The sequence below is a fragment of the Streptomyces sp. NPDC054834 genome, assembly GCF_053611185.1.
Genome location: NZ_JBSGZV010000046.1, coordinates 35,833 through 59,062 on the forward strand (window position 1 = coordinate 35,833; position 23,230 = coordinate 59,062).

Here is a 23,230-nt window from a genome sequence, read left to right on the forward strand (position 1 = left end):
CATGAGAGCGACGATCCTTGCCCCTGGGCACAGACGACGAGGAGCGAGCGCCATGACCATCGCACAGGGCAACGCGCGGCAGGGTGCTTCCCACGCCTATCACGCCATGCGGGACTTCGTTCAGTCCGTGGAGGACACCCTCCCCGGCAAGTTCGAGATCACCAAGGAAGGACTCGTCCACGACATGATGTCGCCCGTGAAGCAGCACGAGCTGACCGCGCTGCATCTCCGGAAGCGCCTGGAGAAGGTCATGCCGGAAGAGCTCGTCGCCCACACGGGGGAGCCCGATGTGGAGGACGAGCCCGAAGCCATCCTGCGGCACCCTGACGTGATGGTCATCGCCATGGCCGATATGGAGGGTGGCGGTTCCTTCGACCCCCGCACCCTGATCGCCGCCATTGAGATCGTCTCCCGTTCCAACCCGGACAACGACTGGGTGGGAAAGGTCCGCGACTACCCCCTGATGGGCATTCCGGTCTACGCGGTCTTCGACCCCCGTACGGGAAGCGGCGCCGTCTTCACGGACATCCATCCCGCCCCGGGCGGTCCCCGCTATGCCACCCGCAAGGACTTCTTCTACGGCGAGGACGTCACGATCGGCGACTGGACCATTTCGACGGACGGCCTGCCGCGCTACCAGGACGAGGGTGCCGAGGGCAGGCCCCTGTCCTGACACTGAAGGGCGTCTTCCGGATACGGACGGGCCGCTTTCGGTCACCTTGATCCGAGGCGTCACCGCTTGGCTTGACTGACACCCCTACGGCTCGGGAATCGTTCTCGTAAAGATCGCGGCGAAGAGTCAGTACGGGGTACACATGGCCATTTCCAGACCGCAGACCCGGCAGTTCGAGGCGTTCATGACGAACCTCTCCTATGCCCGGCGCATGGTCAAAGCGGGCGCGATGCTCACGCCCTTCCGCTCGCCCACTATCGACATCGACGACTTCTACCGAGCCGCCTGGGTGCAGGCCGTCGCCGCCATCGACCACTGGCTGCACGAGGAGGTCCTGCGCCGGGTCGCCGAGCTGGCCGCCAAGGACAGTCCCGAGATGCCGTACCAGCTGCGCGTTTACGAGCTGCCGCTGCACAGGGTCGAGGCGGTGCGCCGCGGCGAGGTCACCCTGTCGGAAGCTGTCGTCGAGCACTTGCGCGAGAAACTCTCGGGGCAGGCGCTCCAGCACCCGGGAAAAATCTCCGAAGTACTCAAGCTCGTGACGGAGAAGAAGGTCTGGTACGAGGCGGCGGGCTGCGTCAACAAGGAATTCTTCCAGGGCCGCACCACGCTCAACGAGAAGAAGCTCCGCAGTCGCTATCTGGAGATCACTCAACGACGTAACAAGATCGCGCACGACGCCGACCTGATCGACGGCGATCTCAAGCAGCGCCGTCCCATCGACGAGGCCGAGGTGACCGACGCGATCGACTGGATCGAGCGGATCGCGCTCGCCATCGCGCACGTGCTCGACGGAGAAGGGTGACAAGCGACGAGGCACGGCCGGGAGGGAGGGCGGAGCCTCGTAGGCTGGGCCCATGACGGAACCACCCGCGCGGCGTCTGCTGCTGGTGCACGCGCACCCGGACGACGAGTCGATCAACAACGGCGCGACCATGGCCGCGTACGCGGCCCGGGGTGCCCGGGTGACGCTGGTCACCTGCACCCTCGGGGAGCGCGGTGAGGTCATTCCGCCTGGGCTGCGGCATCTGACCGGTGCCGCCCTGGGTGAGTACCGGCTGCGGGAGCTGGCGGCCGCGACGGGGGAACTGGGCGTCGCGGATTTCCGGCTGCTCGGCGGCGCTGGGCGCTACTCGGACTCCGGCATGATGGGCATCCCGGACAATGAGGATCCTGCCTGCTTCTGGCAGGCCGATCTCGACGAGGCCGCCGGGCACCTCGTCCAGGTGATCCTCGAGGTCCGCCCCCAGGTGCTCGTCACCTACGACGAGAACGGGGGATACGGCCACCCTGATCATATCCAGGCCCATCGCGTCGCCATGAGAGCCGTGGAGCTGGCCGCCGAGGCGGGCTGGCGGGTCCCCAAGGTCTACTGGAACCGGGTGCCGCGTTCCGTCGCCGAGGCCGCCTTCGGCAGGCTGGCCGATGACCTGCCCGGCCTGCCCTTCGCCAAGGCCGCCGCCGTGGACGACGTGCCGGGCGTGGTCGACGAGGAGCGGATCACCACCATGGTCGACGGCAGCGCCCACGCCGCCGCCAAGGCCGCCGCGATGCGCGCGCACGCCACCCAGATCGAGGTCGCCGAGCCTTACTTCGCGCTCTCCAACGAGCTGGCGCAGCCCCTGTTCACCACGGAGTACTACGAGTTGGTGAGTGGTGAGCGGCCCGCCGTGCGGGAGACCGATCTGTTCGCCGGGATCGAGGAGGCGTCATGAGCGGGGCAGGCCGGGGCTCGATGCTCGCGCAGCCGTTGCGGCGTCCCTCAGGTGGGCGGATCGCCGCCCTTCTGGGGCTGTTCGTGCTCGGCGTGGTGGTCGCCATGGCCGGAGCCCTGGTGCAGGCCGGCTGGTTCCCGGGGGGACTGCTGCTCGCCCTGGCGGGCGCGGCCGGGCTGTTCCTCGGCGGGGCGTACGCGATGGGCAGTCGCGCCGGGGCGGTCGCGCCGGTGGCCGGCTGGATCGTCACCGTCATCTTCCTCACCGCCAGCCGTCCCGAAGGGGATTTCCTGTTCGGTGCGGGCGGCGGCTCCTATCTGTTCCTGCTCGGCGGCATGGCCCTCGCTGTGATCTGCGCCACCCTTGGGCCCGGGCGGCAACCTGGGGCCGGTGCCGCCCGACTTGGCAAGTGACGTACCACTTCGCCATGCGGCGTGCGTGCGAGTCCGGTGTGGGTTTCCCCAGCGGTCGTGGGATAAGCGCCAGAAGTGGCCAGTATGGTGGTGCGCGCCGCCGAGTCGCCCGAGAGAGGTCGTAACGCGGGCGGCGGAGCCAACCGGGAGAACCTGCCTTGAGTCGTGAAACTGACACTCCGTCCTCCGGGCCCAACGGGCGCGGCGGAGCCGCATACCCTTCGGGCACGCCGCCGTACGGAACCCCCATGGTTTCCGACGACGGTACGGACGCGGACCGTTCGGCCGCGCAGCCGGAGGAACGCAAGACCGAGACCACGCTGACCACGCGCATCCGGATCAACATCCCCGGATCGCGGCCCATCCCGCCGGTCGTGATGCGCACGCCCGTCGCGGCGGACACCGAGAGCGCGGCCGACGACGCGGGCACGGACCCGCAACCCGCGGCCCCCACCGCGACGTCCACGGGCACCGTGGAGCCGCCCGCCGAGCCCGCCGCGCCGGGTGACGAGAAGACCAGCGACTGGTTCGCTCCCCGCAAGTCCGGCGCGCCCAAGGGCGGTCCGGGCGGCGGCGGCACGAACGGCGCCGGTCTGCCCGGCGGTTCCGCCGCGGGCGCCGCTACGGCGCCGGGCGCGGGTGCCGCGGGCGGTACGCGTCCGAACGGTTCCGGGGCTTCGGGCGCCGCGCGTCCGGGCGGCTCCGGTTCCCCGGGCGGTACGCGTCCGGGCGCGGGGCGTCCCGGTGGCGTGGTCGGCTCGATGAGCGTGCCGGGCGCGTCCCGGCCCGGCGGGACGAACGGCGCGGGGTTCTCCGGCGCCACCGGCGGTCCCGTGGCCCCCGGGCACGGCGGCGGCACCGGCTCCTTCGACGTCACCGAGGCGCTGGCCGCGGGCCCGCTGGGCAACGGCAAGGGCAACGTCCCCCGTCCCGGCTCGGGTGGCGGCGGTGAGCCGAGCCGCGACGATCTGCCGTACTTCGCGGACAACGGCCGCGGTGGTCCGAAGGGCCAGGGCGGCCCGGCCGGGCCAGGTGGTCCCAGCAACTTCAACGGTCCGGGCGGCCGTGGTGGCGCCGGGGGGCCGCAGGGCCCCGCGGGCCCCACCGGCGGCCCGGTCACCGGGGACAGCCCGCTGGCCCCGCCCGTCGGCGGCACCCCGGGTGCTTCAGGTGGTCCGGGTGGCCTGGGCGACATCGGCCTGGACCCCGGCATGGCGTTCGACGCCCCAGGCGGTTTCGGCGGCCCTGGTGCCACCAGCGCCCCTGGTGCCCCCGGCGCGGGCACCGGCCCGGTCGCGGGCCGCGGACCCGGCGGCGGCATGAGCGACGACACCGCGATCCTCACCCCGCAGAAGCCCGCCCCCGAGGGCACCCCCGGCTACGGCTCCCCGGCGGACAACGTCTCCGGCCACACCGTCACCAGCGGCATTCCGGTCGTCCCGCCGGGCGCCACGTCCCCGTTCGGGCCGGGCACGCCCGCCGGCGGGCCGCTGCCGCACACGCCCCCCAAGCTGCCCGAGCCGGTCTCGCAGAACGTGTCGGAGACCAAGTCCAAGAAGGCCAAGAAGAAGGGCCGCAGCAAGCTGGTGCTGCTCGGCGGCGGCGTGGTCGTGGTCGCCGGTGTCGCCTACGGCGCCGGGCTGCTGATGAACCACTCCGACGTGCCCAAGGGCACCACCGTGCTCGGCGTCGACATCGGCGGCGGCACCCGGGACGAAGCCGTCAAGAAGCTCGACGACGCCTTCGGCGAGCGGGTGAACAAGCCGCTGAAGCTGTCGGTGGGCGGCAGGACGGTCTCCCTCACGCCGGACCAGGCGGGCCTCCAGTTCGACTTCCAGTCCACGGTCGGCGCGGCGGCGAAGAGCGACTACAACCCGGTCTCCGTGATCGGTTCGCTCTTCGGGCAGAAGCGGGTCGTCGAGCCCGCGATGCCGGTCGACGAGGAGAAGCTCCAGGCGGCCCTGAAGGGCGTCGGCGGCGGCTCCGGCTCGGTCACCGAGGGCACGATCGAGTTCAAGTCCGGCAAGGCCGTCGCGGTCTACGGCAAGGCCGGCAAGGCCGTCGACGCCGCCCGGTCCACGGAGGCCGTCAAGGAGGCGTACCGCGCGGAGGTGGAGACCGGCACCGTGACTCCGGTGACCGTGCCGACCACCACCCGACAGCCGACGGTCTCCAACGCCGAGGTCGACCGCGAGATGAAGAAGTTCGCGGAGCCGGCGATGTCCGCCAACGCCACGGTGCAGACGGACGCCGCGCACTCGGTCGTGCTCAGCCCGCAGAACTCGCTGTGGAAGTTCCTCCGGGTGAAGGCCGTCGACGGCAAGCTGGTCGACGCCCCGGACAAGGCCGCCCTGAAGGCGCTGTACGGCCACGCCTTCGACAACGTGCTGATCACCCGGGCCAACGGCAAGAAGACCCCCCTCACGGTCGACGAGGTCTACATCAACCTGCGCACCGCGCTGATGAGCAAGACCAACCGGATCGCGGTCATCGACACGAACCCGAGCTGAGCGGGCCCGACGAAAGAGGGGGCGCCCGGAGAGCACCGGGCGCCCCCTCTTGTCATGTCACGCCCTCCGCATGACATCTGTCATCCGGCACTCAGGACCGCCGACACTGACGACGGCCCGGGCCCTGAAGCCAGCATGTACGTCATGACAACGACAGCGGCGACCACCACCACCCCGGTGGTCGGGTTCGATCAGGTGAGCAAGACGTACGGGAGCACACGGGCCGTGGACGGGCTCTCGCTCCAGCTGCACCCGGGGGAGACCGTGGCCCTGCTGGGCCCGAACGGTGCCGGCAAGTCCACCACCCTCGACCTGCTGCTCGGCCTCAAGCAGGCCGACCGCGGCACGGTCAGCGTCTTCGGCACCAGCCCGCGCGAGGCGATCGTCGCCGGCCGGGTGGGCGCCATGCTCCAGAGCGGCGGACTGATGGACGAGGTCACCGTCGCCGAGCTGGTCAAGCTCGCCTGCGATCTGCACCCGAAGCCGTACAAGGCCGCCGACGTGCTCGCCCGCGCGGGCATCTCCCAGATCGCCGACCGCAAGGTCAACAAGCTCTCCGGCGGCCAGGCCCAGCGCGTCCGCTTCGCCCTCGCCACGGCCGGCGACAGCGACCTGATCGTCCTGGACGAGCCGACCACCGGCATGGACGTCTCCGCCCGCCAGGCCTTCTGGGCCACCATGCGCGAGCAGGCCGACCAGGGGCGGACCGTGCTGTTCGCCACGCACTACCTCGAAGAGGCCGACGCCATCGCCGACCGGGTGCTCGTCCTGCACCGGGGCCGGCTGCTGGCCGACGGCACCGCCGCCGAGATCAAGGCCAAGGCCGGCGCTCGCCGCGTCTCCTTCGACCTGGAGGGCGAGATCGACGAGACCGCCCTGCGCGGCCTGCCGTTCCTCGCCACGATCGGCATATCGGGCCCGACGATCCGCATCCAGTCCACCGACGCCGACGCCACCGTGCACGCCCTGTACGGCCTCGGTGTCTACCCCCGCAACCTCGAGGTCGCCGGGCTCGGACTCGAGCAGGCCTTCGTCGCCATCACGGAGGCCGAGGAGGCCAAGGAGGTCACGCAGTCGTGAACAGTCTCATCAAGCTCGAACTCGCGCGCTCCCTGCGCAACCGTAAGTTCCTGTTCTTCTCGGTGATCTACCCGTCGGTCATCTTCCTGCTCGCCTCGAACCAGAGCGGCACCAACGGCAAGGTCGACGGCACCGGTCTGACCGTCGCGGCGTACGTCATGGTCTCCATGGCCTCCTTCGGCGCCCTGACCGCCGTTCTGATGGGCAACAGCGAGCGCATCGCCAAGGAACGGGAGAACGGCTGGGTACGGCAGCTGCGGCTCACCACGCTTCCCGGGCGGGGATACGTACTCGCCAAGACCGCCAGCGCCGCCGTCGTCAGCCTGCCGTCCATCGTGGTCGTCTTCCTGGTCGCCGCCGCCGTGAAGGACGTACGCCTGGACGCCTGGCAGTGGCTCGCCCTCACCGGCGCGATCTGGGCCGGCAGCCTGGTCTTCGCCGCGCTCGGCGTCGCCATCGGCTACCTCGCCTCCGGGGACGCGGTGCGCCCGCTCACCATGATCATCTACTTCGGTCTGTCGATACTCGGCGGCCTGTGGTTCCCGTCCTCCACCTTCCCGACCTGGCTCCAGGACATCGCCAAGTGGCTCCCCACGCACGCGTACGCTGCTCTCGGACGGGCGATCGAGCAGAGCCAGGCCCCGCACGCCCAGGACATCGCCATCCTCGCCGTGTTCTTCGTCCTCTTCGCGGGCAGCGCGGCCTGGCTGTACCGGAAGGACACGCTGAAGGCGTGAGCGCCATGACGGAAGACGTGGGGGCCGCCGACGAGGCCCGGGCGGAGCGGCTGATGCGCATAGGTGAGTCGCCCCGCAACACGAGCGAGGCCGTGCGCAAACTGGTGTGGATCCTGCCCTGGCTGATCTTCCTCGGCTCCCCGGTGAGCGACCTGACCGGCGGCCACCACACCACCGGCGCCACCGTGGCCGGCTGGGCGGGGTTCATCTCCTTCACCGGGATCTATCTGGCCGTGGTCTTCCGCAACATGGGGCGTCCCTTCCGCGGCCCGGTCGTCGGGGCCCTGGTGGCCGTGCTCTTCACGCTGGCCGTCGTCCTGTCCCTCACGCTGGGTGACTCCTGGCTCGGTCTGTTCGTGTACGTCTCGGTCACCTGCGGGGCGACCCTCCCGCTGCGCGTGGCGAACTGGACGATCCCGACGACCACCGCCGCGCTGATCCTGGTCGGGCTGCGCGTCGGTCAGGAGACCGCCTGGGGGCTGTTCATCATCGTGCTGCTCGTCGGCTACTCCATGAGCGGTGTGCGCCAACTCGTCCACACGACCGTGGAGCTGCGCAAGGCCCGCGCCACCGTCGCCCAGCTCGCCGCCAACGAGGAACGGCTCCGCCTCGCCCGTGACCTGCACGACCTGCTCGGCCACTCGCTCTCCCTGATCACGCTCAAGAGCGAGCTGGCGGGCCGCATGCTCCCCGACCACCCCGACAAGGCGGCCCAGCAGGTCGCCGACATCGAACAGGTCAGCCGTCAGGCCCTGGTCGACGTCCGCGAGGCGGTCACCGGCTACCGCCGCCCCCGCCTGGCCGCCGAACTCGCCGGCGCCCAGGTCGCCCTGACCGCCGCCGGAGTCGTCGCCGAGGTGCCCGCCGAGCCCGACCTCGCCGGCATCCCCGAGGAGACCGAGGCCGCCCTCGCCTGGGCGCTGCGCGAGGCGGTCACCAACGTCGTGCGGCACAGCGGCGCCGGCCGCTGCACGGTGGAGGTGCTGCGCCGCCAGACCCTGGACGGCCCCGTCCTCGAACTCGCCGTCGAGGACGACGGATCGGGTGGCTCCGGCAAGCAGCCCGGTAATGGTCTGACCGGTCTGACCGAACGTATGGAGAAGGCCGGCGGCACCCTCGAGGCGGGCCGGGCCAGGCACGGCTTCCGGCTGGTCGCCCGCGTGCCCACGGCCACCGCGGCCGACGTAGTATCCGGGGCATGAGCAGCACGATCAAGGTCCTCCTCGCCGAGGACCAGTCGATGGTCCGGGAGGCGCTGGCCGCCCTGCTCGGCCTCGAGGACGACATCGACGTCGTCGTCCAGGTGTCACGCGGGGACGAGGTGCTGGCCGCCGCCCGCGAGCACGGTGTGGACGTCGCCCTGCTCGACATAGAGATGCCGGGCTGCACCGGCATCGAGGCCGCCGCGCAGGTCCACAAGGAGCTGCCCGCGGTCAAGCTGGTCGTGCTCACCACCTTCGGCCGCCCCGGCTATCTGCGCAGCGCCATGGAGGCGGGCGCCGACGCCTTCCTCGTCAAGGACGCCCCCGCGGCCCAACTCGCCGAAGCGGTACGCAAGGTGCTGGCCGGTGAGCGCGTCATCGATCCCATACTCGCCGCGGCGGCCCTGGCCGAGGGCGCCAACCCCCTCACCGACCGCGAACGCGACGTCCTCCGCGCCGCCGCTGACGGCTCCACCAACGCCGAACTGGCAGCCACCCTGCACCTGTCCCAGGGGACGGTACGCAACTACCTCTCGACGGCGATCCAGAAGCTCGCGGTCAGGAACAGGGCGGAGGCGGTACGGATCGCGAGGGAGAAGGGCTGGCTGTAGCGCCCCGGCTCAGTTGAGCATGGCGCGTGCCGCATGGGCCTGTCGCCGTGCCCGCTCCGCGGTCGTCCCGTCGACCACCTCCACCAGCTCGGCGTACGCGTCGAGTTCGGACGCGCCTGCGGCGAAGTCGCCGCGCTGCACGAGCAGCTGCGCCCGTTCATAGCGCAGCCGGGCCGGATGGTGCGGCATCATTGACGTCCAGCGGATCGGCCGGCTCCCGGCGGAGCCCCCGTCGCCCCGGCTCAGTTGAGCATGGCGCGTGCCGCATGGGCCTGTCGCCGTACCCGCTCCGCGGTCGTCCCGTCGACCACCTCCACCAGCTCGGCGTACGCGTCGAGTTCGGACGCGCCTGCGGCGAAGTCGCCGCGCTGCACGAGCAGCTGCGCCCGTTCATAGCGCAGCCGGGCCGGATGGTGCGGCATCAGCAGGGACAGCTCCACGCCCCACAGCGCCACGTCGGACCGCTCCGGCCGGGCCGCGGCCCACGCCCGGACGTTGTTCAGGATCCGCACCATGACGTCCAGCGGATCGGCCGGCTCCAGCATCTCCGGGACCGGCGGAGCCCCCGTCGCCCCGACGACGAGCAACTCCGCGTCCGTCCCCGTCAGCACCCGTCCCCCCTCGAACGGATCGGCGAGCACCTGTTCCGCCGCCGCCCCGAACCCCACCACGAAGTGTCCGGGCAGCGCGACCCCGTACACCGGCGCGCCGGCCCGCCGGGCGACCTCCATCCACACCACCGACAGCAGGATCGGCAGCCCGCGTCGCTGCCGGAGCACCTCGTGCAGCAGCGACGACTCCAGTCGCTGGTAGTCCGCGGCGCAGCCCCGGAACCCGTACCGGTCGCCGAGCAGCTCGTACAGCGCCGTCGCCCACGCGTGCGGTCCCCCGGGCCGGAACGGCAGCTCTCCCGCGAGCCGGTCCAGCTCCATCTGCGCCGCGTCCATGCCGGCCTCGTCCAGGGAGCCGTCCGCCTGCGCGGCGAGCAGCAGACACAGCGCCGACAGGTCGGGCCGCTCGGACCGAGCCTCCTCGGCGAACCGCTGCCGCAGCTCGGCGGAGCGTTCCGGGGGTGGGGGGCAAGGGGGACGCATGATCGGCACCTGCCCCTTCAGGCGGACCCGTGCCGCCGGGCGTCGGAGACATCCGGCGCCCGGTAGTGGTGGTAGGCGTGGTGCGCCGAGAAGCCCATCCCGGCGTACAGCGCCCGCGCCGCCTCGTTGTCCGCCTCGACCTGGAGCCAGGCCGCCGAGGCGCCCTCGTCCAGGGCCCGGCGGGCGAGGGCGGCCATCACGACGGTGGCCAGCCCGCGGCGCCGCTCGGCCGGGTCGACCTCGACGGCGGCGAACCCGGCCCACCGCCCGTCCACGACACACCGGCCGATGGCGAGCGGCTCGCCGCCCCCCTCCCGGGGGACGGTCGCGAACCACACCGACGGTCCTCCCCCACTCCCGGCTTCTCCCCCACTCTCGGCTTCGCTCGAGCGGGGGGACCCCCATGCGCGGGGGGACCCCCCTCCCAGCACCTTCAGGGCCACCTCACTCACCCCTTTGCGCTGATACCGCGCCAGCCACGCCTCGTCCGCCGTCCGGGCCACCAGCACCCCGGTGCCCTCGGCCCGGTCGGCCACCGGCGCCAGCGCGCCGATCCACAGCTCGGCGGTCACCTCGCGCACCCAGCCGCGCCGCTCCAGCTCCGCGCAGAGCAGCTCCTGCGTGCCCTCGGCGCCGGTCGCGGTCTGGACGTACGCGGGGAGTCCGCGCTCGCCGTACCAGCGTCGTACGGCCGCGAGGGCTTCGTCGAGAGGCAGACCGGGATCGCCGAGCGGCAGCACACTGTTCGCCCTTCGGGTGAACCCGCCCGCGGCCCGCAGTTCCCACTCGCCGAGCCGCTCGCTCTCCACCGGCCGCCACGCCCGGGACGCGACGTGCGCGAGCTCCGCGTAGGAGGCGGCGGGGCCGCGCCGACGCGCCGGCGCGGCCGGCACCACCTTGCCCGCCACCAGCGCGGATTCCGGGATCCGGACACTCCGTCCGTCCCGCTGTGTGATCAGCAGCACGCCGTTGTCCCATGATGTGAGAACACCCACCGTGTCGGTGAACTTCTCTCCCGGGGCTTCAGCCTCACTCAAGCGTCGCACCGAGACCCGTTTACCCACGTCAGCAGCGGTGATGCGGACTTCGAAGCGCCCGGCGGCCGAGATTTCCACAGGTCAGTTCACCCCTCCTGTTCGGATCATGCCCAAGAACGGAGATACTAGGGGCGGGCATCGACGACGCCGCGCTCCCGCGCGCCAGGCGGCGGAGCCTGAGGAGGCCCGCCAGCGCCCTATCGAGGAGGAACGACAGCGTGACCTACGTCATCGCGCAGCCTTGTGTCGACGTCAAGGACAAGGCGTGCATCGAGGAGTGCCCGGTCGACTGCATCTACGAGGGCCAGCGGTCCTTGTACATCCACCCGGACGAATGCGTCGACTGTGGTGCCTGTGAGCCGGTCTGCCCGGTTGAGGCGATCTTCTACGAGGACGACACTCCGGAGGAGTGGAAGGACTACTACAAGGCGAACGTCGAGTTCTTCGACGAGCTCGGCTCCCCGGGCGGTGCCAGCAAGCTGGGTCTGATCGAGCGGGATCACCCCTTCATCGCCGCGCTGCCGCCGCAGGGCGAGTGACCCCGTAAGCGGTCCAGCGGCGCGCATCCGCGCCGCCTCGGTCCCGTACGGCCTGATCGCCCGATCACGGCCGCACGGGACCGAGGCGTTTGCCGTACCGACGAAAGAGAGCAAGATCCCGTGTCCGCAGTCTCCGACCGCCTCCCGACCTTCCCCTGGGACAAGCTGGAGCCCTACAAGAAGACGGCCGCCGCGCACCCCGACGGCATCGTGGACCTGTCCGTGGGCACCCCGGTCGACCCGGTCCCCGAGATCGTCCAGAAGGCCCTGATCGCCGCGGCCGACTCCCCGGGCTATCCGACGGTCTGGGGCACCCCGGCGCTGCGCGACGCCATCACGGGATGGCTGGAGCGCCGCCTCGGCGCCCGTGAGGTCACCCACCGCCACGTCCTGCCGGTCGTCGGCTCCAAGGAGCTGGTGGCCTGGCTCCCCACCCAGCTGGGCCTCGGCCCCGGCGACAGGGTCGCCTTCCCCCGTCTGGCCTATCCGACCTACGAGGTCGGCGCCCGGCTCGCCCGGGCGGAGTACGAGGCCTACGACGACCCGACCGAGCTGGACCCCGAGGGCCTGAAGCTCCTCTGGCTGAACTCGCCCTCCAACCCCACCGGCAAGGTGCTGGCCAAGGACGAGCTGACCCGGATCGTCGCCTGGGCCCGTGAGCACGGCGTGCTGCTGGTCTCCGACGAGTGCTACCTCGAGCTGGGCTGGGAGGCCGACCCGGTCTCGGTGCTGCACCCGGAGGTGAACGGCGGCTCGTACGACGGCATCGTGGCCGTCCACTCGCTCTCCAAGCGCTCCAACCTGGCCGGCTACCGCGCGGCCTTCATGGCCGGCGACCCGGCCGTCCTGGGCCCCCTCCTGGAGATCCGCAAGCACGGCGGCATGATGACCTCCGCGCCCACCCAGGCGGCGGTCGTGGCCGCCCTGGGCGACGACACCCATGTGCACGAGCAGCGCGAGCGTTACGCCGCCCGCCGCTCCGCCCTCCGTGACGCCCTCCTCGCCCACGGCTTCCGCATCGAGCACAGCGAGGCCAGCCTCTACCTGTGGGCCACCCGCGACGAGTCCTGCTGGTCGACGGTCGCCCACCTGGCCGAGCGCGGCATCCTCGTCGCGCCGGGCGACTTCTACGGTCCGGCGGGCGAGAAGTTCGTCCGCGTCGCGCTCACGGCGACGGACGAGCGCGTGGCGGCGGCGGTACGAAGGCTGGCCGAGTAGCCGCCGCGGTCGCTGCCGACGTACGCACGCGAAGGCGACGGGGTCCCAGGACGCTCCCTGGGACCCCGCCGCCGCAGTCGAGCCGCGGCCGAGCTCAGCCGCCCAGCCCCACACCCTGGGCGGCCGGCAGCGAAGACGTCGGCAGCCCGCCCTTGCCCGGCAGTCCCCCCTTGGTCGGCAGCCCGCCCTTGCCCGGCAGTCCCCCCTTGGCCGGCAGTCCGCCCTTGGTGAGAGCATCCGTGGGCAGTCCGCCCTTGGTGGCCGATGCGGCGGTGTCACCCAGGACCCCCCCGGCGGCTCCCGCCACGTCCCCGGCGGTCTTCTGCGCGGCCGGCGTCGCCTGCTTCAGAGCCTTGCCACCGGTCTTGCCCGCGGCCGGCACCGCCTTCTTGACCGCCTGGCTGCCGGACTCACCCGCGACCCCGGTGACGTGCTGCGTGGTGCTGTCGACCGCGTTGCCGGTGCTGGCCCCGTCCAAAGCGGTCAGCCCGCCGAGGTCCGGCGTGGTGGCGGGCAGGTTCGCGGCCGCGCCGGCAGAGCCGGCCGCACCGACCCCGGCGGCCGCTCCCGCTGCGACAAGCAGCGCGGCACGGGCGATCCGGCGGGTCAGGGGGAGGGACATGGTGCTCCTTCGACGGAGGGAACGATGAACTGATCGTCCGGACTCGGACGCAGTGACTACCGCTCGAGTGCCCCGAAAGTTGCGGAGGCCGAAGGTAAAGAATTGGCAACGCATCGCATTATCTACTGTGGGTAAAAAGGGGCAAAGAGTTCCCGTCCAGGCGTCCGCAGAATCCTTACGGCCCTGATTTCGCAAGGGGTCGAGCGCCCCCGAGGATGGCCGCGAAAACCTGCGCACCCCGCCGCCGGGACCCGCCCCGCGTAACCCCGGCGAGTGAGCGCCCGTACTACTGCCCGGTCACGATCCGCACGGCGTTCGCGGACGCCTCGGCCCCGTTGGTGCCCGTCGACGCGGTGCTGCGCCACCGGCTGTCCGTGCTCCCGGCGGCCCACTGCCGCCCGGCGTACGACACCTGTTCGATGTGCAGGGCGGAGGAGTTGGCCACCGCCCAGTGCGCCAGCTGCCAGCCGCGCTCCGCTTCGGTCCGCTTCGTCCGCGGCTTCGTCCGTGTGCCGCCCGTCGGCGCGTCGTCGGCGGGCACCGGCACGGTCACGGTCCGCCCGTGCGCCTCGGCGGTCACGCTCGGGGACGGCGCCGCCGGCTCCTTGCCGCTCACCTCGGCACCGGCCTCCTCGAAGGCGTCGCGCCCGAAGTCCCGTACCAGCGCGGCCCGTACCGCGTCCGGGCCGGTGGCCGCGATCTGGGTCTCCGGCCGCCCGTCACAGGTCAGCGTGGCCGCCGCCGCCCCGGTCAGGGCGGCGGCGAGCAGGGTGGCGTCCGGCTCGTGCTTGGCGTACGCCTCCGGGAAGCCGCTGCGCTGCACGCGCTGCGCGGCCACGGTGAGCGGCAGCTTCGTGTAGCCGGGGACCTTGGCCAGGTGCTCGTAGAAGATGCCCGCCGCGTACGTCGGGTCCATGATCTGCTTCGCGGTGCCCCAGCCCTGTGAGGGCCGCTGCTGGAACAGGCCCAGCGAATCCCGGTCGCCGTGCTCGATGTTGCGCAGCCCCGACTCCTGGAGCGCGGTCGCCAGCGCGATGGTCACCGCCCGCTCGGGCATGTCGCGCCCGGTGCCGACGGCGGCGATCGTCGCCGCGTTCACCGCCTGTTCGGGCGTGAAGTCGTACGACGCCCCGTCCTCCTCGGACGAGACGACCTTGCAGCCCGGGCCGCTGCCTGCGGTGATGTACTGCACCACGAGGTAGCCCGTGACGGCCAGCAGTACCAAGAAGGCCGCCCCGAAACGGAAGAGGCGGCCGCGACGTTTGGGAGTGGGGGACGGCTCTGACACGCGCTAGAGGGTACTGGAGCCCGCCGCGGTCCCCACCCCGGGTGCCGGATGGCAGGTTAGGGTCGACGACATGGCCGACAGCACCCTTGACCTGACTCTGGACGCCGCCGAGCTCACCGCGCGGCTGGTCGACTTCCCCTCGGAGAGCGGCACCGAGAAGCCGCTCGCGGACGCGATCGAGGCCGCGCTGCGGGCCCTGCCGCATCTGACGGTCGACCGGTACGGCAACAACGTGATCGCCCGTACGGACCTGGGCCGGCCGGAGCGGGTGATCCTGGCGGGCCACATCGACACGGTCCCGATCGCCGACAACGTGCCCTCCCGTCTGGACGACGACGGTGTCCTGTGGGGCTGCGGCACCTGCGACATGAAGTCGGGCGTCGCGGTCCAGCTCCGCATCGCGGCGACGGTCCCGGCTCCCAACCGCGACCTCACCTTCGTCTTCTACGACAACGAGGAGGTCACCGCCGAGCTGAACGGCCTCAAGCATGTGTCGGAGGCGCACCCGGAGTGGCTCGCGGGCGACTTCGCGGTGCTGCTGGAGCCGTCGGACGGACAGGTCGAGGGCGGCTGCCAGGGCACCCTGCGGGTCCTGCTCAGGACCAAGGGGGAGCGGGCCCACTCCGCGCGCGGCTGGATGGGCTCCAACGCGATCCACGCGGCGGCCCCCATCCTGGCCCGCCTGGCCTCCTACGAGCCGCGCTACCCGGTCATCGACGGCCTGGAGTACCGCGAGGGCCTGAACGCGGTGGGCATCGGCGGCGGTGTGGCGGGCAACGTCATCCCCGACGAATGCGTGGTCACGGTCAACTTCCGCTTCGCGCCCGACCGTACGGAGGAGGAGGCCGTCGCGCACGTCCGCGAGGTCTTCGCCGACTGCGGTGTCGAGGAGTTCGTGGTGGACGACCTCAGCGGCGGGGCGCTGCCGGGACTGTCCCATCCGGCGGCGGTGGAGTTCATCGAGGCGGTGGGCGGCACCCCGCAGCCCAAGTACGGCTGGACGGACGTCTCCCGCTTCTCGGCCCTGGGTGTCCCCGCGGTCAACTACGGGCCCGGCAACCCGCATTTGGCGCACAAGCGGGACGAAAGGGTCGAAACAGCCAAGATTCTTTCGGCCGAGGAGCGCCTGCGGGGCTGGCTCACCCGGTGACGGCCCGCGACGGCGCTACGTGGCGGACATGCTCACGTCCCCCGTCCATAACCCCCGGCGATCTACGCTGAGGCGGAACGACCCGGCAAGCGGAGGGAGCGCACATGGCTACCGGCAACCCCGAGGGCAAGAAGCAGCCACCGGAGGAGCAGCGGCTGGGGCCGGTCCTGAGGCGGCGCGGACAGGTGACCGCGAGCACGACGGATCAGCGGCTGCTGGACGAGCGCGCCCCCAGCGACTGGGTGCACACCGACCCGTGGCGGGTCCTGCGCATCCAGTCGGAGTTCATCGAGGGCTTCGGCACCCTCGCCGAACTCCCGCCCGCCATCAGCGTGTTCGGCTCGGCGCGGACGCCCGTCGACTCACCGGCGTACGACGCCGGCGTACGCCTCGGCCGCGGCCTGGTCCAGGCGGGCTGGGCGGTCATCACGGGTGGCGGCCCGGGAGCCATGGAGGCGGCCAACAAGGGAGCCAGCGAGGCGGGTGGCACCTCGGTCGGCCTCGGCATCGAGCTGCCCTTCGAGCAGGGCCTCAACCCCTACGTCGACATCGGGCTCAACTTCCGGTACTTCTTCGTCCGCAAGATGATGTTCGTCAAGTACGCCCAGGGCTTCGTGGTCCTCCCCGGCGGCCTCGGCACCCTCGACGAACTCTTCGAGGCCCTCACCCTCGTCCAGACCCAGAAGGTCACCCGCTTCCCCATCGTCCTGTTCGGCAGCGAGTACTGGGGCGGTCTCGTCTCCTGGCTCAGGGACACCGTCGTGGCCCAGGGCAAGGCAGCGGAGAAGGACCTGCTCCTCTTCCACGTCACGGACGAGGTGGACGAGGCGGTAGCCCTGGTGTCGAAGGAGGCGGGCCGCTAGCGCGGGCTGCTCGCGCGGGTCCGGGGCCGCTCCACCCCCAGAGCCCCGGGCCTATGCCCACCCACCACCCGTGCGGGTGGGCTGGGAGGCGCGGTTCCCCTCGCCCGTCGCGGCCGACTGGGGGCGTGGCCACACTCTCTCAGCCCGTCCGGCGTTTGAGGACGAGGCCGTTCAGGCCGATGGGGTCCGGGGCGGAGCCCCGGCGGGGTGCAGGGGCGGAGCCCCGCGGGGGTTCAGGGGGGGAGCCCCCTGGCGGGGTCGAAGGGGCGGAGCCCCTGGGGACGGGAATGGGCAGGGGCGGCGGGGGCGAGGAAACGCTGGGCCGGCCCCCCCGGCCTGGACCGGCGAGAAACGGCTAGGCCAGACCCCGCCGGGCCACCGCCGGAGGGCGGTGGCCCGCGATGGACGCCACCATGTCGAGCACCTGCCGTGTCTCCGCCACCTCATGCACCCGGTACACCTGCGCCCCCAGCCACGCCGAGACGGCAGTGGTGGCCAGCGTCCCCACCACCCGCTCCTTGACCGGCCGGTCCAGCGTCTCCCCGACGAAGTCCTTGTTCGACAGCGAGACCAGCACGGGCCACCCCGTGTCGACCATCTCCCCGAGCCGCCGCGTCGCCTCCAGGCTGTGCCGGGTGTTCTTCCCGAAGTCGTGCCCGGGGTCGATCAGCACCGACTCCCGCGGCACCCCGAGCGCGACCGCCCGCTCGGCCAAGCCCACCGTCACCCCCAGAATGTCCGCCATGACGTCGTCGTACGTCACCCGATGCGGCCGGGTACGCGGCTCGGCACCCCCCGCATGCGTACACACCAGCCCCACCCCGTACCGCGCCGCGACCTCCGCCAGCCCCGGGTCCACCCCGCCCCACGCGTCGTTCAGCAGATCCGCCCCGGCCTCGCAGACCGCCTCCCCGACCTCGGCCCGCCAGGTGTCCACACTGATGATCACGTCCGGGAAGCGTCGCCGTACCTCCGCCACGAAGCCGACCGTCCGCCGCGCCTCCTCCCGCGCCGACACCTCCTCGCCGGGCCCGGCCTTCACCCCGCCGATGTCGATGATGGCGGCTCCCTCGGCCACCGCCTGCTCCACGCGCGCGAGGGCCGGCTCGTCCCGGAACGTGGCCCCCTGGTCGTAGAAGGAGTCCGGGGTCCGGTTCACGATCGCCATGACCACCGGCTCGTGCGGCCCGAATTCCCGCCTGCCCAGCCTGAGCATCCCCTGTGACCTCTCCTAGTACATACCGGTCAACGGCCGCCTGCGACCCTAACCGTCAGCGTCCCATGGCACGATCGGACCCAGACACTTCAGCAGTCGGTGTTCGACACCGAGCACACCGAGCGTGGGGACCCTCAGCGATGGTTATGTTCTTGTTCCTGGTCGTCGCGCTCGCCGTCGTGGTCGCCGCGGTGACGCTCGCCGTGGTGGGCGGCGGCGAGAGCGGTCCGCTGCCCGAGGCCGCGCCGGAACGCCTGGACGACCGGTTGCCGCCGGACCGCCCGGTCGGCCGCGCGGACGTGGAGAACCTCCGCTTCCCGCTCGCCCCCCGCGGCTACCGCATGGCCGACGTGGACGACGCGCTCGGCCGCCTCGGCGCCGAACTCGCCGAGCGGGACTCCCGTATCGCCGACCTGGAGTCCGCGCTGGCCGGCGCCCGGGCCGCGGCCCACGCCCCGGCCGACAGGCCCGCCCAGGAGGGGCAGCAGTGAGCGACGGCACCGCCCTCGCCGGCCCGGACGGCGTGCTGCGCTGCCCCTGGGCCCTGTCCGCCGCCGAGTACGTGACGTACCACGACGAGGAGTGGGGCCGCCCGGTCCACGGCGACGACGCCCTCTACGAGCGCCTCAGCCTGGAGGCCTTCCAGTCGGGCCTGTCGTGGATCACGATCCTGCGCCGCCGACCCGGCTTCCGTGCCGCGTTCGCCGACTTCAAGATCGCCGCGGTGGCCGCCTTCACCGACGAGGACCGCGAACGCCTCCTCGCCGACGCCGGCATCATCCGCAACCGCGCCAAGATCGACGCGACGCTCGCCAACGCGCGCGTGCTCGCCGACTGGTCCCCGGGCGAGCTGGACGAGCTGATCTGGTCCCACGCACCGGACCCGGCCGGCCGCCCCGTACCGAAGACCCTGTCCGACGTCCCGCCGGTCACCCCGGAGTCGACGGCCCTGTCCAAGGCGCTGAGGAAGCGGGGCCTGCGCTTCGTCGGCCCGACGACGGCGTACGCCCTGATGCAGGCGTGCGGCCTGGTGGACGACCACCTTCAGGCGTGCGTGGCGAGACGGGCCTGAGCGGCCGGACGACCCCGGGGGACCGCACCGCCCAGGCCTCCGGACCTCACCGCCCCAGGTACTTCGGCCTCTCCTTGTTCACGAAGGCCTGTACCGCGATCGCGTGGTCCTCGGACCGACCGGCCCGCGTCTGGAGCTCGTCCTCCTTCTCGAGGGTCTCCTCGAGGGAGTGGGTGAGCCCGTACGCCACGGCTTCCTTGAGCGCCGCGTACGCCACGGTCGGCCCCTCGGCCAGCGCCCGCGCCACCTTCTCCGCCTCGGCCCGCAGCTCACCGGCGGGCACGAGACGGTTGGCGATCCCCAGCTCGTACGCCTCCTGCGCGGTGATGCTGCGCGGGAAGAGCAGCAGGTCGGCCGCCCGGCCCGGGCCGACGACCCGCGGCAGCGTCCAGGAGATGCCGGAGTCGGCGGTCAGCGCCACGCCCGCGAAGGACGTGTTGAAGGCCGCCGTGTCCGCGACCAGCCGGTAGTCGGCCGCGAGCGCGAAGCCGAAGCCCGCCCCCGCCGCGACGCCGTTGACCGCCGCGACCACCGGCTTGGGAGCGTCGGCCAGGGCCCGCACGATCGGGTTGTAGTGCTCCCGTACGGTGCTCATCGTGTGCCCCGACCCGGTCTCCCGGTCGGCGGCCAGCAGCCCGATGTGCTCCTTGAGGTCCTGTCCCACGCAGAACGCCCGGTCCCCGGCCGCGGTCAGCAGCACCGCCCGTACGGCGTCGTCGGAGGCCGCCGCCTGTGCCGCGTCCCGGAGGGCGACCTTGGTCGCGATGTTCAGCGCGTTCATCGCCTCCGGGCGGTTCAGCGTGATCGTCGCGAGCCCGTCGCTGACCTCGTAGAGCACGGTGTCGGCCATGGCGTATCCCCTTCGGTGTCACGGCTGGACGTACCGCTCGGTACGTCCTGTGTCTGAAGGACAGCATGGCCGAGATCATCGTCGGCGTACCGGACCGGACGTGTGACCTGCGTCAAAGAAAGCCGTTCCGGATCCGGCGGGCGGAATGACCGTGGGGGTGCGCAGTATCGCAGTCACATCCCCGAATTGAGTGGTTTTGCTCGCGCGCGTTGCCCAAGCGATGCCTACTGATGTTGGTCATCGGGTCGTGAGATGCGGGATAATGGCTTGGAAGCAATGTGTTCGACGCCGGTGTCGCGTGTCCTGCCGGACCGCGCGTGCCCTCCCAGGGCCGTCGGCTGACGATGAGCTGGGTTTCAGGAAGGGGAACGAGCATGGCGGCCATGAAGCCGCGGACGGGTGACGGCCCGCTCGAGGTGACCAAGGAGGGGCGGGGCATCGTCATGCGAGTTCCGCTCGAAGGCGGCGGTCGGCTCGTCGTCGAGCTGACTCCCGACGAGGCCGAGGCGCTCGGCGACGCCCTCAAGAAGGTCGTCGTCTGACGCGCGAGCGACCCTGTTCTTCCGGCTGCCCCGACACCGCCCCGGTGCCGGGGCAGCCGTGTTCCCCGGATCTACCCCGACCCTCGCGTACCCGCCCGCACGGCGTTCACGCCCCCGGGCGGCCCGAGGGACCGCACACCCCGCACCCGCTGCGCGCCGCGCTCACCTCGCTCACCGCTTGACCGCGCACAGCAGCCCGTCGCCCACCGGCAGCAGGGACGGCACCAGTTCCTGGCTCTCCCGGACCGTGCGCAGCAGCTCCCGCAGTCGCAGCACCTCGGTGGGCTGCGGTCCCGAGTCCACCGTCCGGCCGTTGCCGAAGACGCCCTCGAAGACCACCACGCCGCCCGGACGCAGCAGGCGCAACGATTCAGCGAGGTAGTCGAGGTACTCGAGGCGGTCGCCGTCGCAGAAGACCAGGTCATAACCGGCGTCCGCGAGGCGGGGCAGTACGTCCAGGGCCCGGCCGGGGATGAAGCGGGCACGGTTGCTGGCGAAGCCGCAGGCACGGAACGCCTGCCGGGCGAACTGCTGGTGCTCCGGCTCCGGATCCACGGTGGTCAGCACCCCGTCGGGCCGCATCCCGTGCAGCAGGTGGATCCCGGAGACGCCGGTACCGGTCCCGATCTCCGCCACCGCCTTGGCGTCCACGGTGGCGGCGAGCAACCGCAGCGCGGCGCCCGTGCCGGGCGACACCGAGCGCAGCCCAGCCTCTCGGGCCCGGTCACGGGCCCAGAGCAGCGCGTCGTCCTCGGCGACAAAGGCGTCGGCGAACGCCCAGCTCGTCTGCCGGTTGCCGGTAATGACCCTCTCCTGTCCCGTGGTTGCCTGGGCGTGACTGTATCCGTTGCCCCGGGAACCCGCAGATGGGACCGGGCGTTTAAAGGGATGAGCGAGTGGCGGGGGACCCGACGGGGGGTAAGAGGTGGATCAGAGCGACGAGCAAGTGCTGACGCAGCCGTATGAGCCGTATCAGCCCAGATCAAATTCTCGTAAAACCGCTTATCCGGAGCTAACGGGCGAGGTGGCTATGGTAGGGGCTCCACTGGACACCACCAGAGCCGACAGGGGAGGTGCGGCCGCGCCTGTGGATCGCGGAGGAGTGCTACGGCGCTTCCTCGGATCGGCGGGCAGGCCGAAATCCGTGAACGACACCGCTGCCGACCACGGCCACACGGCCGACGTCGCCCAGACCGCGACCTTCTCCACCGACGCGGACGGGCAGGCGTGGACTCCGCCCACCTGGGAGGAGATCGTCAGCACGCACAGCGGCCGTGTCTACCGGCTGGCGTACCGTCTCACGGGCAACCAGCACGACGCCGAGGACCTCACCCAGGAGGTCTTCGTCCGCGTCTTCCGCTCCCTGTCGACGTACTCGCCGGGCACCTTCGAGGGCTGGCTGCACCGCATCACCACCAACCTCTTCCTGGACATGGTCCGGCGCAAGCAGCGCATCCGCTTCGACGCCCTCGGCGAGGACGCGGCCGAGCGGCTGCCCAGCAAGGAGCCGACCCCGCAGCAGGCCTTCAACGACGCGCACTTCGACGCGGACGTCCAGCAGGCCCTGGACACCCTCGCGCCGGAGTTCCGCGCCGCGGTCGTCCTGTGCGACATCGAAGGACTGTCGTACGAGGAGATCGCCGCGACCCTCGGCGTGAAGCTCGGCACGGTCCGCTCCCGTATCCACCGCGGCCGCTCCCAGCTCCGCAAGGCCCTGGCGCACCGCTCGCCCCAGGCCCGGGCGGCCGAGCGGCGCTCCTTCGTGCCCCGCGTCCCCGTTCTGGGGGGAGGGAGCGCGACCGCGTGAGTGGATCACGGCCGAAACCTGCCGAGGGACAACTGGCAGAGCAGCACCTGGGAGACCGACTCTCCGCCCTGGTCGACGGAGAGCTCGGTCATGAGTCGCGTGAGCGTGTCCTGGCCCACCTGGCCACCTGTGCCCGGTGCAAGGCGGAGGCGGACGCCCAGCGCCGGCTGAAGAACGTGTTCGCGGAGGCGGCCCCTCCGCCGCCCTCCGAGAGCTTCCTGGCCCGCCTCCAGGGGCTCCCCGGAGGAGGTGACCCGGACGGCGGTGGTACGCCGCTGGGCGGGGGCGGATTCCCCGGACGATCCTCCGGTGCCGGGGTTTTCGGCGTGAGCCGGGGCGAGCCGTTCGAGTTCGGTTACGTGCCCGCCGGCCCGCACACCTCCGACCCCGCCGACCGCGGTTTCCGCATCCACCCCGTCGGCCGCCCGGACACGGACCGGTCTGCCTCACGCGGGCGGCGGTTCGCGTTCGTCGCCGCCGGGGCGGTGTCGCTGGCCGCGGTCGCGCTGGGCGGCGTGACCGCCGGCTTCCCCGCCGACCCGGCCCCCGACGCCCGTGGCGGATCCGGCGGCGGCAGCGTGGCCCCGGCCCGCACGGCGGGCACGGGAGCGACATCGGCACCCGAGAACCAGCGCCGCCGCACGAATACGCCGCTGCTGGCGCAGAGCACACGGCTGGCGACGCCGACGGTGCCGTCGGCGCCGTCGGCGGGTTCCGCGCCGCTGCTGCCCGGGCAACCGTCGTCCACCACCGGCCGGGACCAGGAGGTCACGCTGACCACGCCGGTGGTGGTCGGTGCGGCCGTCATGTCCCCGTTGATACGTCCGCTCGCTCCGACCCCGCCGTTCGCCCTCACCTCGTGGTCCTCGGCCCCCGAGGCCACCGGCCCCGGCCTGCTCGCCGCGCCGGTCCCGGACACGACGTCCGCGCCCTCCCCGTCCCCCTCCTCACGCCCCGCTTCACGCTTCGCCCCCTGACCGGCCTCTGCGCC

The 23,230-nt window shown here is 72.1% G+C and carries 25 protein-coding genes and 1 pseudogene; 18 read left to right on the top strand and 8 right to left on the bottom strand.

Annotated features, from left to right (window positions below):
• The first annotated feature begins 52 nt into the window (after positions 1-52).
• From ACWGJM_RS39350 to ACWGJM_RS39390, 9 genes are all read left to right on the top strand, one after another.
• Complete coding sequence (locus tag ACWGJM_RS39350) at positions 53-673, top strand: Uma2 family endonuclease (RefSeq protein ID WP_453416549.1); 621 nt, start codon at positions 53-55, stop codon at positions 671-673.
• Positions 674-815: 142 nt separating this feature from the next.
• Complete coding sequence (locus ACWGJM_RS39355) at positions 816-1,478, top strand: hypothetical protein (RefSeq protein ID WP_453416550.1); 663 nt, start codon at positions 816-818, stop codon at positions 1,476-1,478.
• A 52-nt stretch (positions 1,479-1,530) separates the two neighbouring features.
• A complete protein-coding gene (gene mshB, locus ACWGJM_RS39360) occupies positions 1,531-2,388 on the top strand; it encodes an N-acetyl-1-D-myo-inositol-2-amino-2-deoxy-alpha-D-glucopyranoside deacetylase (protein ID WP_453416551.1) in 858 nt (285 codons plus the stop codon).
• Positions 2,385-2,801, top strand: a complete 417-nt coding sequence (locus tag ACWGJM_RS39365; protein WP_453416552.1) for a DUF6113 family protein — start codon at positions 2,385-2,387, stop codon at positions 2,799-2,801. The genes mshB and ACWGJM_RS39365 overlap by 4 nt, the downstream gene beginning before the upstream one ends.
• A gap of 158 nt (positions 2,802-2,959) precedes the next feature.
• Positions 2,960-5,311, top strand: a complete 2,352-nt coding sequence (locus ACWGJM_RS39370; protein WP_453416553.1) for a hypothetical protein — start codon at positions 2,960-2,962, stop codon at positions 5,309-5,311.
• Positions 5,312-5,455: 144 nt separating this feature from the next.
• A complete protein-coding gene (locus tag ACWGJM_RS39375; protein ID WP_453416554.1) occupies positions 5,456-6,391 on the top strand; it encodes an ABC transporter ATP-binding protein in 936 nt (311 codons plus the stop codon).
• Positions 6,388-7,128, top strand: coding sequence for an ABC transporter permease (locus tag ACWGJM_RS39380; RefSeq protein ID WP_453416555.1), 741 nt, complete (start codon positions 6,388-6,390; stop codon positions 7,126-7,128). The genes ACWGJM_RS39375 and ACWGJM_RS39380 overlap by 4 nt, the downstream gene beginning before the upstream one ends.
• A 5-nt stretch (positions 7,129-7,133) precedes the next feature.
• Entirely contained in the window at positions 7,134-8,330 is a 1,197-nt protein-coding gene (locus ACWGJM_RS39385) for a sensor histidine kinase (RefSeq protein ID WP_453416587.1), read from the top strand.
• On the top strand, positions 8,327-8,941 hold the full coding sequence (locus ACWGJM_RS39390; RefSeq protein ID WP_453416556.1) for a response regulator: 615 nt from the start codon (positions 8,327-8,329) through the stop codon (positions 8,939-8,941). Before ACWGJM_RS39385 ends, ACWGJM_RS39390 begins: the two co-directional genes overlap by 4 nt.
• Before the next feature lie 9 nt (positions 8,942-8,950).
• Here ACWGJM_RS39390 and ACWGJM_RS39395 read toward each other — a convergent pair.
• From ACWGJM_RS39395 to ACWGJM_RS39405, 3 genes and pseudogenes are all read right to left on the bottom strand, one after another.
• A pseudogene (locus ACWGJM_RS39395) lies at positions 8,951-9,133 on the bottom strand (tetratricopeptide repeat protein); the annotation flags it as partial.
• Between the two features lie 50 nt (positions 9,134-9,183).
• Positions 9,184-10,035 (bottom strand): transglutaminase-like domain-containing protein, encoded by an 852-nt coding sequence (locus ACWGJM_RS39400; protein ID WP_453416557.1) that lies wholly within the window; start codon positions 10,033-10,035, stop codon positions 9,184-9,186.
• Between the two features lie 17 nt (positions 10,036-10,052).
• Positions 10,053-11,150 (bottom strand): GNAT family N-acetyltransferase, encoded by a 1,098-nt coding sequence (locus tag ACWGJM_RS39405; protein WP_453416558.1) that lies wholly within the window; start codon positions 11,148-11,150, stop codon positions 10,053-10,055.
• Between the two features lie 140 nt (positions 11,151-11,290).
• Between ACWGJM_RS39405 and fdxA the strand changes: the two genes are divergently transcribed.
• On the top strand, positions 11,291-11,611 hold the full coding sequence (gene fdxA, locus ACWGJM_RS39410) for a ferredoxin (RefSeq protein WP_018561461.1): 321 nt from the start codon (positions 11,291-11,293) through the stop codon (positions 11,609-11,611).
• A 120-nt stretch (positions 11,612-11,731) separates the two neighbouring features.
• Complete coding sequence (locus ACWGJM_RS39415) at positions 11,732-12,829, top strand: bifunctional succinyldiaminopimelate transaminase/glutamate-prephenate aminotransferase (RefSeq protein ID WP_453416559.1); 1,098 nt, start codon at positions 11,732-11,734, stop codon at positions 12,827-12,829.
• 94 nt (positions 12,830-12,923) lie between these two features.
• On the opposite strand, the gene ACWGJM_RS39420 is transcribed toward ACWGJM_RS39415, so the two are convergent.
• Positions 12,924-13,451: an ATP-binding protein gene (locus tag ACWGJM_RS39420; protein ID WP_453416560.1), complete on the bottom strand. Its 528-nt coding sequence runs from the start codon at positions 13,449-13,451 to the stop codon at positions 12,924-12,926.
• A gap of 286 nt (positions 13,452-13,737) precedes the next feature.
• Positions 13,738-14,739: a heavy metal transporter gene (locus ACWGJM_RS39425; protein ID WP_453416561.1), complete on the bottom strand. Its 1,002-nt coding sequence runs from the start codon at positions 14,737-14,739 to the stop codon at positions 13,738-13,740.
• 70 nt (positions 14,740-14,809) lie between these two features.
• On the opposite strand from ACWGJM_RS39425, the gene dapE reads away from it, so the two are divergent.
• A complete protein-coding gene (dapE, locus tag ACWGJM_RS39430) occupies positions 14,810-15,889 on the top strand; it encodes a succinyl-diaminopimelate desuccinylase (protein WP_453416562.1) in 1,080 nt (359 codons plus the stop codon).
• A 104-nt stretch (positions 15,890-15,993) separates the two neighbouring features.
• Positions 15,994-16,752, top strand: coding sequence for an LOG family protein (locus ACWGJM_RS39435; RefSeq protein WP_453416563.1), 759 nt, complete (start codon positions 15,994-15,996; stop codon positions 16,750-16,752).
• A 355-nt stretch (positions 16,753-17,107) separates the two neighbouring features.
• On the opposite strand, the gene folP is transcribed toward ACWGJM_RS39435, so the two are convergent.
• Positions 17,108-17,968, bottom strand: a complete 861-nt coding sequence (folP, locus tag ACWGJM_RS39440; RefSeq protein ID WP_453416564.1) for a dihydropteroate synthase — start codon at positions 17,966-17,968, stop codon at positions 17,108-17,110.
• Positions 17,969-18,108: 140 nt separating this feature from the next.
• Between folP and ACWGJM_RS39445 the strand changes: the two genes are divergently transcribed.
• The gene (locus ACWGJM_RS39445) at positions 18,109-18,459 is read left to right on the top strand and encodes a DivIVA domain-containing protein (protein WP_453416565.1); all 351 of its coding nucleotides are present in this window, start codon (positions 18,109-18,111) and stop codon (positions 18,457-18,459) included.
• Positions 18,456-19,040 (top strand): DNA-3-methyladenine glycosylase I, encoded by a 585-nt coding sequence (locus tag ACWGJM_RS39450; protein ID WP_453416566.1) that lies wholly within the window; start codon positions 18,456-18,458, stop codon positions 19,038-19,040. The genes ACWGJM_RS39445 and ACWGJM_RS39450 overlap by 4 nt, the downstream gene beginning before the upstream one ends.
• Before the next feature lie 46 nt (positions 19,041-19,086).
• Here ACWGJM_RS39450 and chcB read toward each other — a convergent pair whose 3' ends face one another.
• A complete protein-coding gene (gene chcB, locus ACWGJM_RS39455) occupies positions 19,087-19,890 on the bottom strand; it encodes a 2-cyclohexenylcarbonyl CoA isomerase (RefSeq protein ID WP_453416567.1) in 804 nt (267 codons plus the stop codon).
• A gap of 374 nt (positions 19,891-20,264) precedes the next feature.
• Between chcB and ACWGJM_RS39460 the strand changes: the two genes are divergently transcribed.
• Complete coding sequence (locus tag ACWGJM_RS39460) at positions 20,265-20,432, top strand: DUF3117 domain-containing protein (RefSeq protein ID WP_018544333.1); 168 nt, start codon at positions 20,265-20,267, stop codon at positions 20,430-20,432.
• Between the two features lie 171 nt (positions 20,433-20,603).
• Here ACWGJM_RS39460 and ACWGJM_RS39465 read toward each other — a convergent pair whose 3' ends face one another.
• Positions 20,604-21,236 carry an O-methyltransferase gene (locus ACWGJM_RS39465; protein ID WP_453416588.1) on the bottom strand — a complete coding sequence of 211 codons (633 nt, stop codon included), beginning with the start codon at positions 21,234-21,236 and terminating at the stop codon, positions 20,604-20,606.
• A gap of 298 nt (positions 21,237-21,534) precedes the next feature.
• Between ACWGJM_RS39465 and sigE the strand changes: the two genes are divergently transcribed.
• Together sigE and ACWGJM_RS39475 are read left to right on the top strand one after the other, a co-directional pair.
• Entirely contained in the window at positions 21,535-22,239 is a 705-nt protein-coding gene (gene sigE / locus ACWGJM_RS39470; protein WP_453416589.1) for an RNA polymerase sigma factor SigE, read from the top strand.
• Complete coding sequence (locus ACWGJM_RS39475) at positions 22,236-23,216, top strand: anti-sigma factor family protein (RefSeq protein ID WP_453416568.1); 981 nt, start codon at positions 22,236-22,238, stop codon at positions 23,214-23,216. The genes sigE and ACWGJM_RS39475 overlap by 4 nt, the downstream gene beginning before the upstream one ends.
• Positions 23,217-23,230 lie beyond the last annotated feature (14 nt).

Excerpts from the sequence above, each read along its gene's own strand:
- dapE (WP_453416562.1), top strand. The coding sequence starts at position 14,810 with ATGGCCGACAGCACCCTTGACCTGACTCTGGACGCCGCCGAGCTCACC.
- ACWGJM_RS39445 (WP_453416565.1), top strand. The coding sequence starts at position 18,109 with ATGGTTATGTTCTTGTTCCTGGTCGTCGCGCTCGCCGTCGTGGTCGCC.
- mshB (WP_453416551.1), top strand. The coding sequence starts at position 1,531 with ATGACGGAACCACCCGCGCGGCGTCTGCTGCTGGTGCACGCGCACCCG.
- ACWGJM_RS39435 (WP_453416563.1), top strand. The coding sequence starts at position 15,994 with ATGGCTACCGGCAACCCCGAGGGCAAGAAGCAGCCACCGGAGGAGCAG.
- ACWGJM_RS39375 (WP_453416554.1), top strand. The coding sequence starts at position 5,456 with ATGACAACGACAGCGGCGACCACCACCACCCCGGTGGTCGGGTTCGAT.
- ACWGJM_RS39400 (WP_453416557.1), bottom strand. The coding sequence starts at position 10,035 with ATGCGTCCCCCTTGCCCCCCACCCCCGGAACGCTCCGCCGAGCTGCGG.
- ACWGJM_RS39420 (WP_453416560.1), bottom strand. The coding sequence starts at position 13,451 with ATGTCCCTCCCCCTGACCCGCCGGATCGCCCGTGCCGCGCTGCTTGTC.
- ACWGJM_RS39365 (WP_453416552.1), top strand. The coding sequence starts at position 2,385 with ATGAGCGGGGCAGGCCGGGGCTCGATGCTCGCGCAGCCGTTGCGGCGT.
- ACWGJM_RS39350 (WP_453416549.1), top strand. The coding sequence starts at position 53 with ATGACCATCGCACAGGGCAACGCGCGGCAGGGTGCTTCCCACGCCTAT.
- chcB (WP_453416567.1), bottom strand. The coding sequence starts at position 19,890 with ATGGCCGACACCGTGCTCTACGAGGTCAGCGACGGGCTCGCGACGATC.
- ACWGJM_RS39355 (WP_453416550.1), top strand. The coding sequence starts at position 816 with ATGGCCATTTCCAGACCGCAGACCCGGCAGTTCGAGGCGTTCATGACG.
- ACWGJM_RS39385 (WP_453416587.1), top strand. The coding sequence starts at position 7,134 with ATGACGGAAGACGTGGGGGCCGCCGACGAGGCCCGGGCGGAGCGGCTG.
- ACWGJM_RS39390 (WP_453416556.1), top strand. The coding sequence starts at position 8,327 with ATGAGCAGCACGATCAAGGTCCTCCTCGCCGAGGACCAGTCGATGGTC.
- ACWGJM_RS39460 (WP_018544333.1), top strand. The coding sequence starts at position 20,265 with ATGGCGGCCATGAAGCCGCGGACGGGTGACGGCCCGCTCGAGGTGACC.
- folP (WP_453416564.1), bottom strand. The coding sequence starts at position 17,968 with ATGCTCAGGCTGGGCAGGCGGGAATTCGGGCCGCACGAGCCGGTGGTC.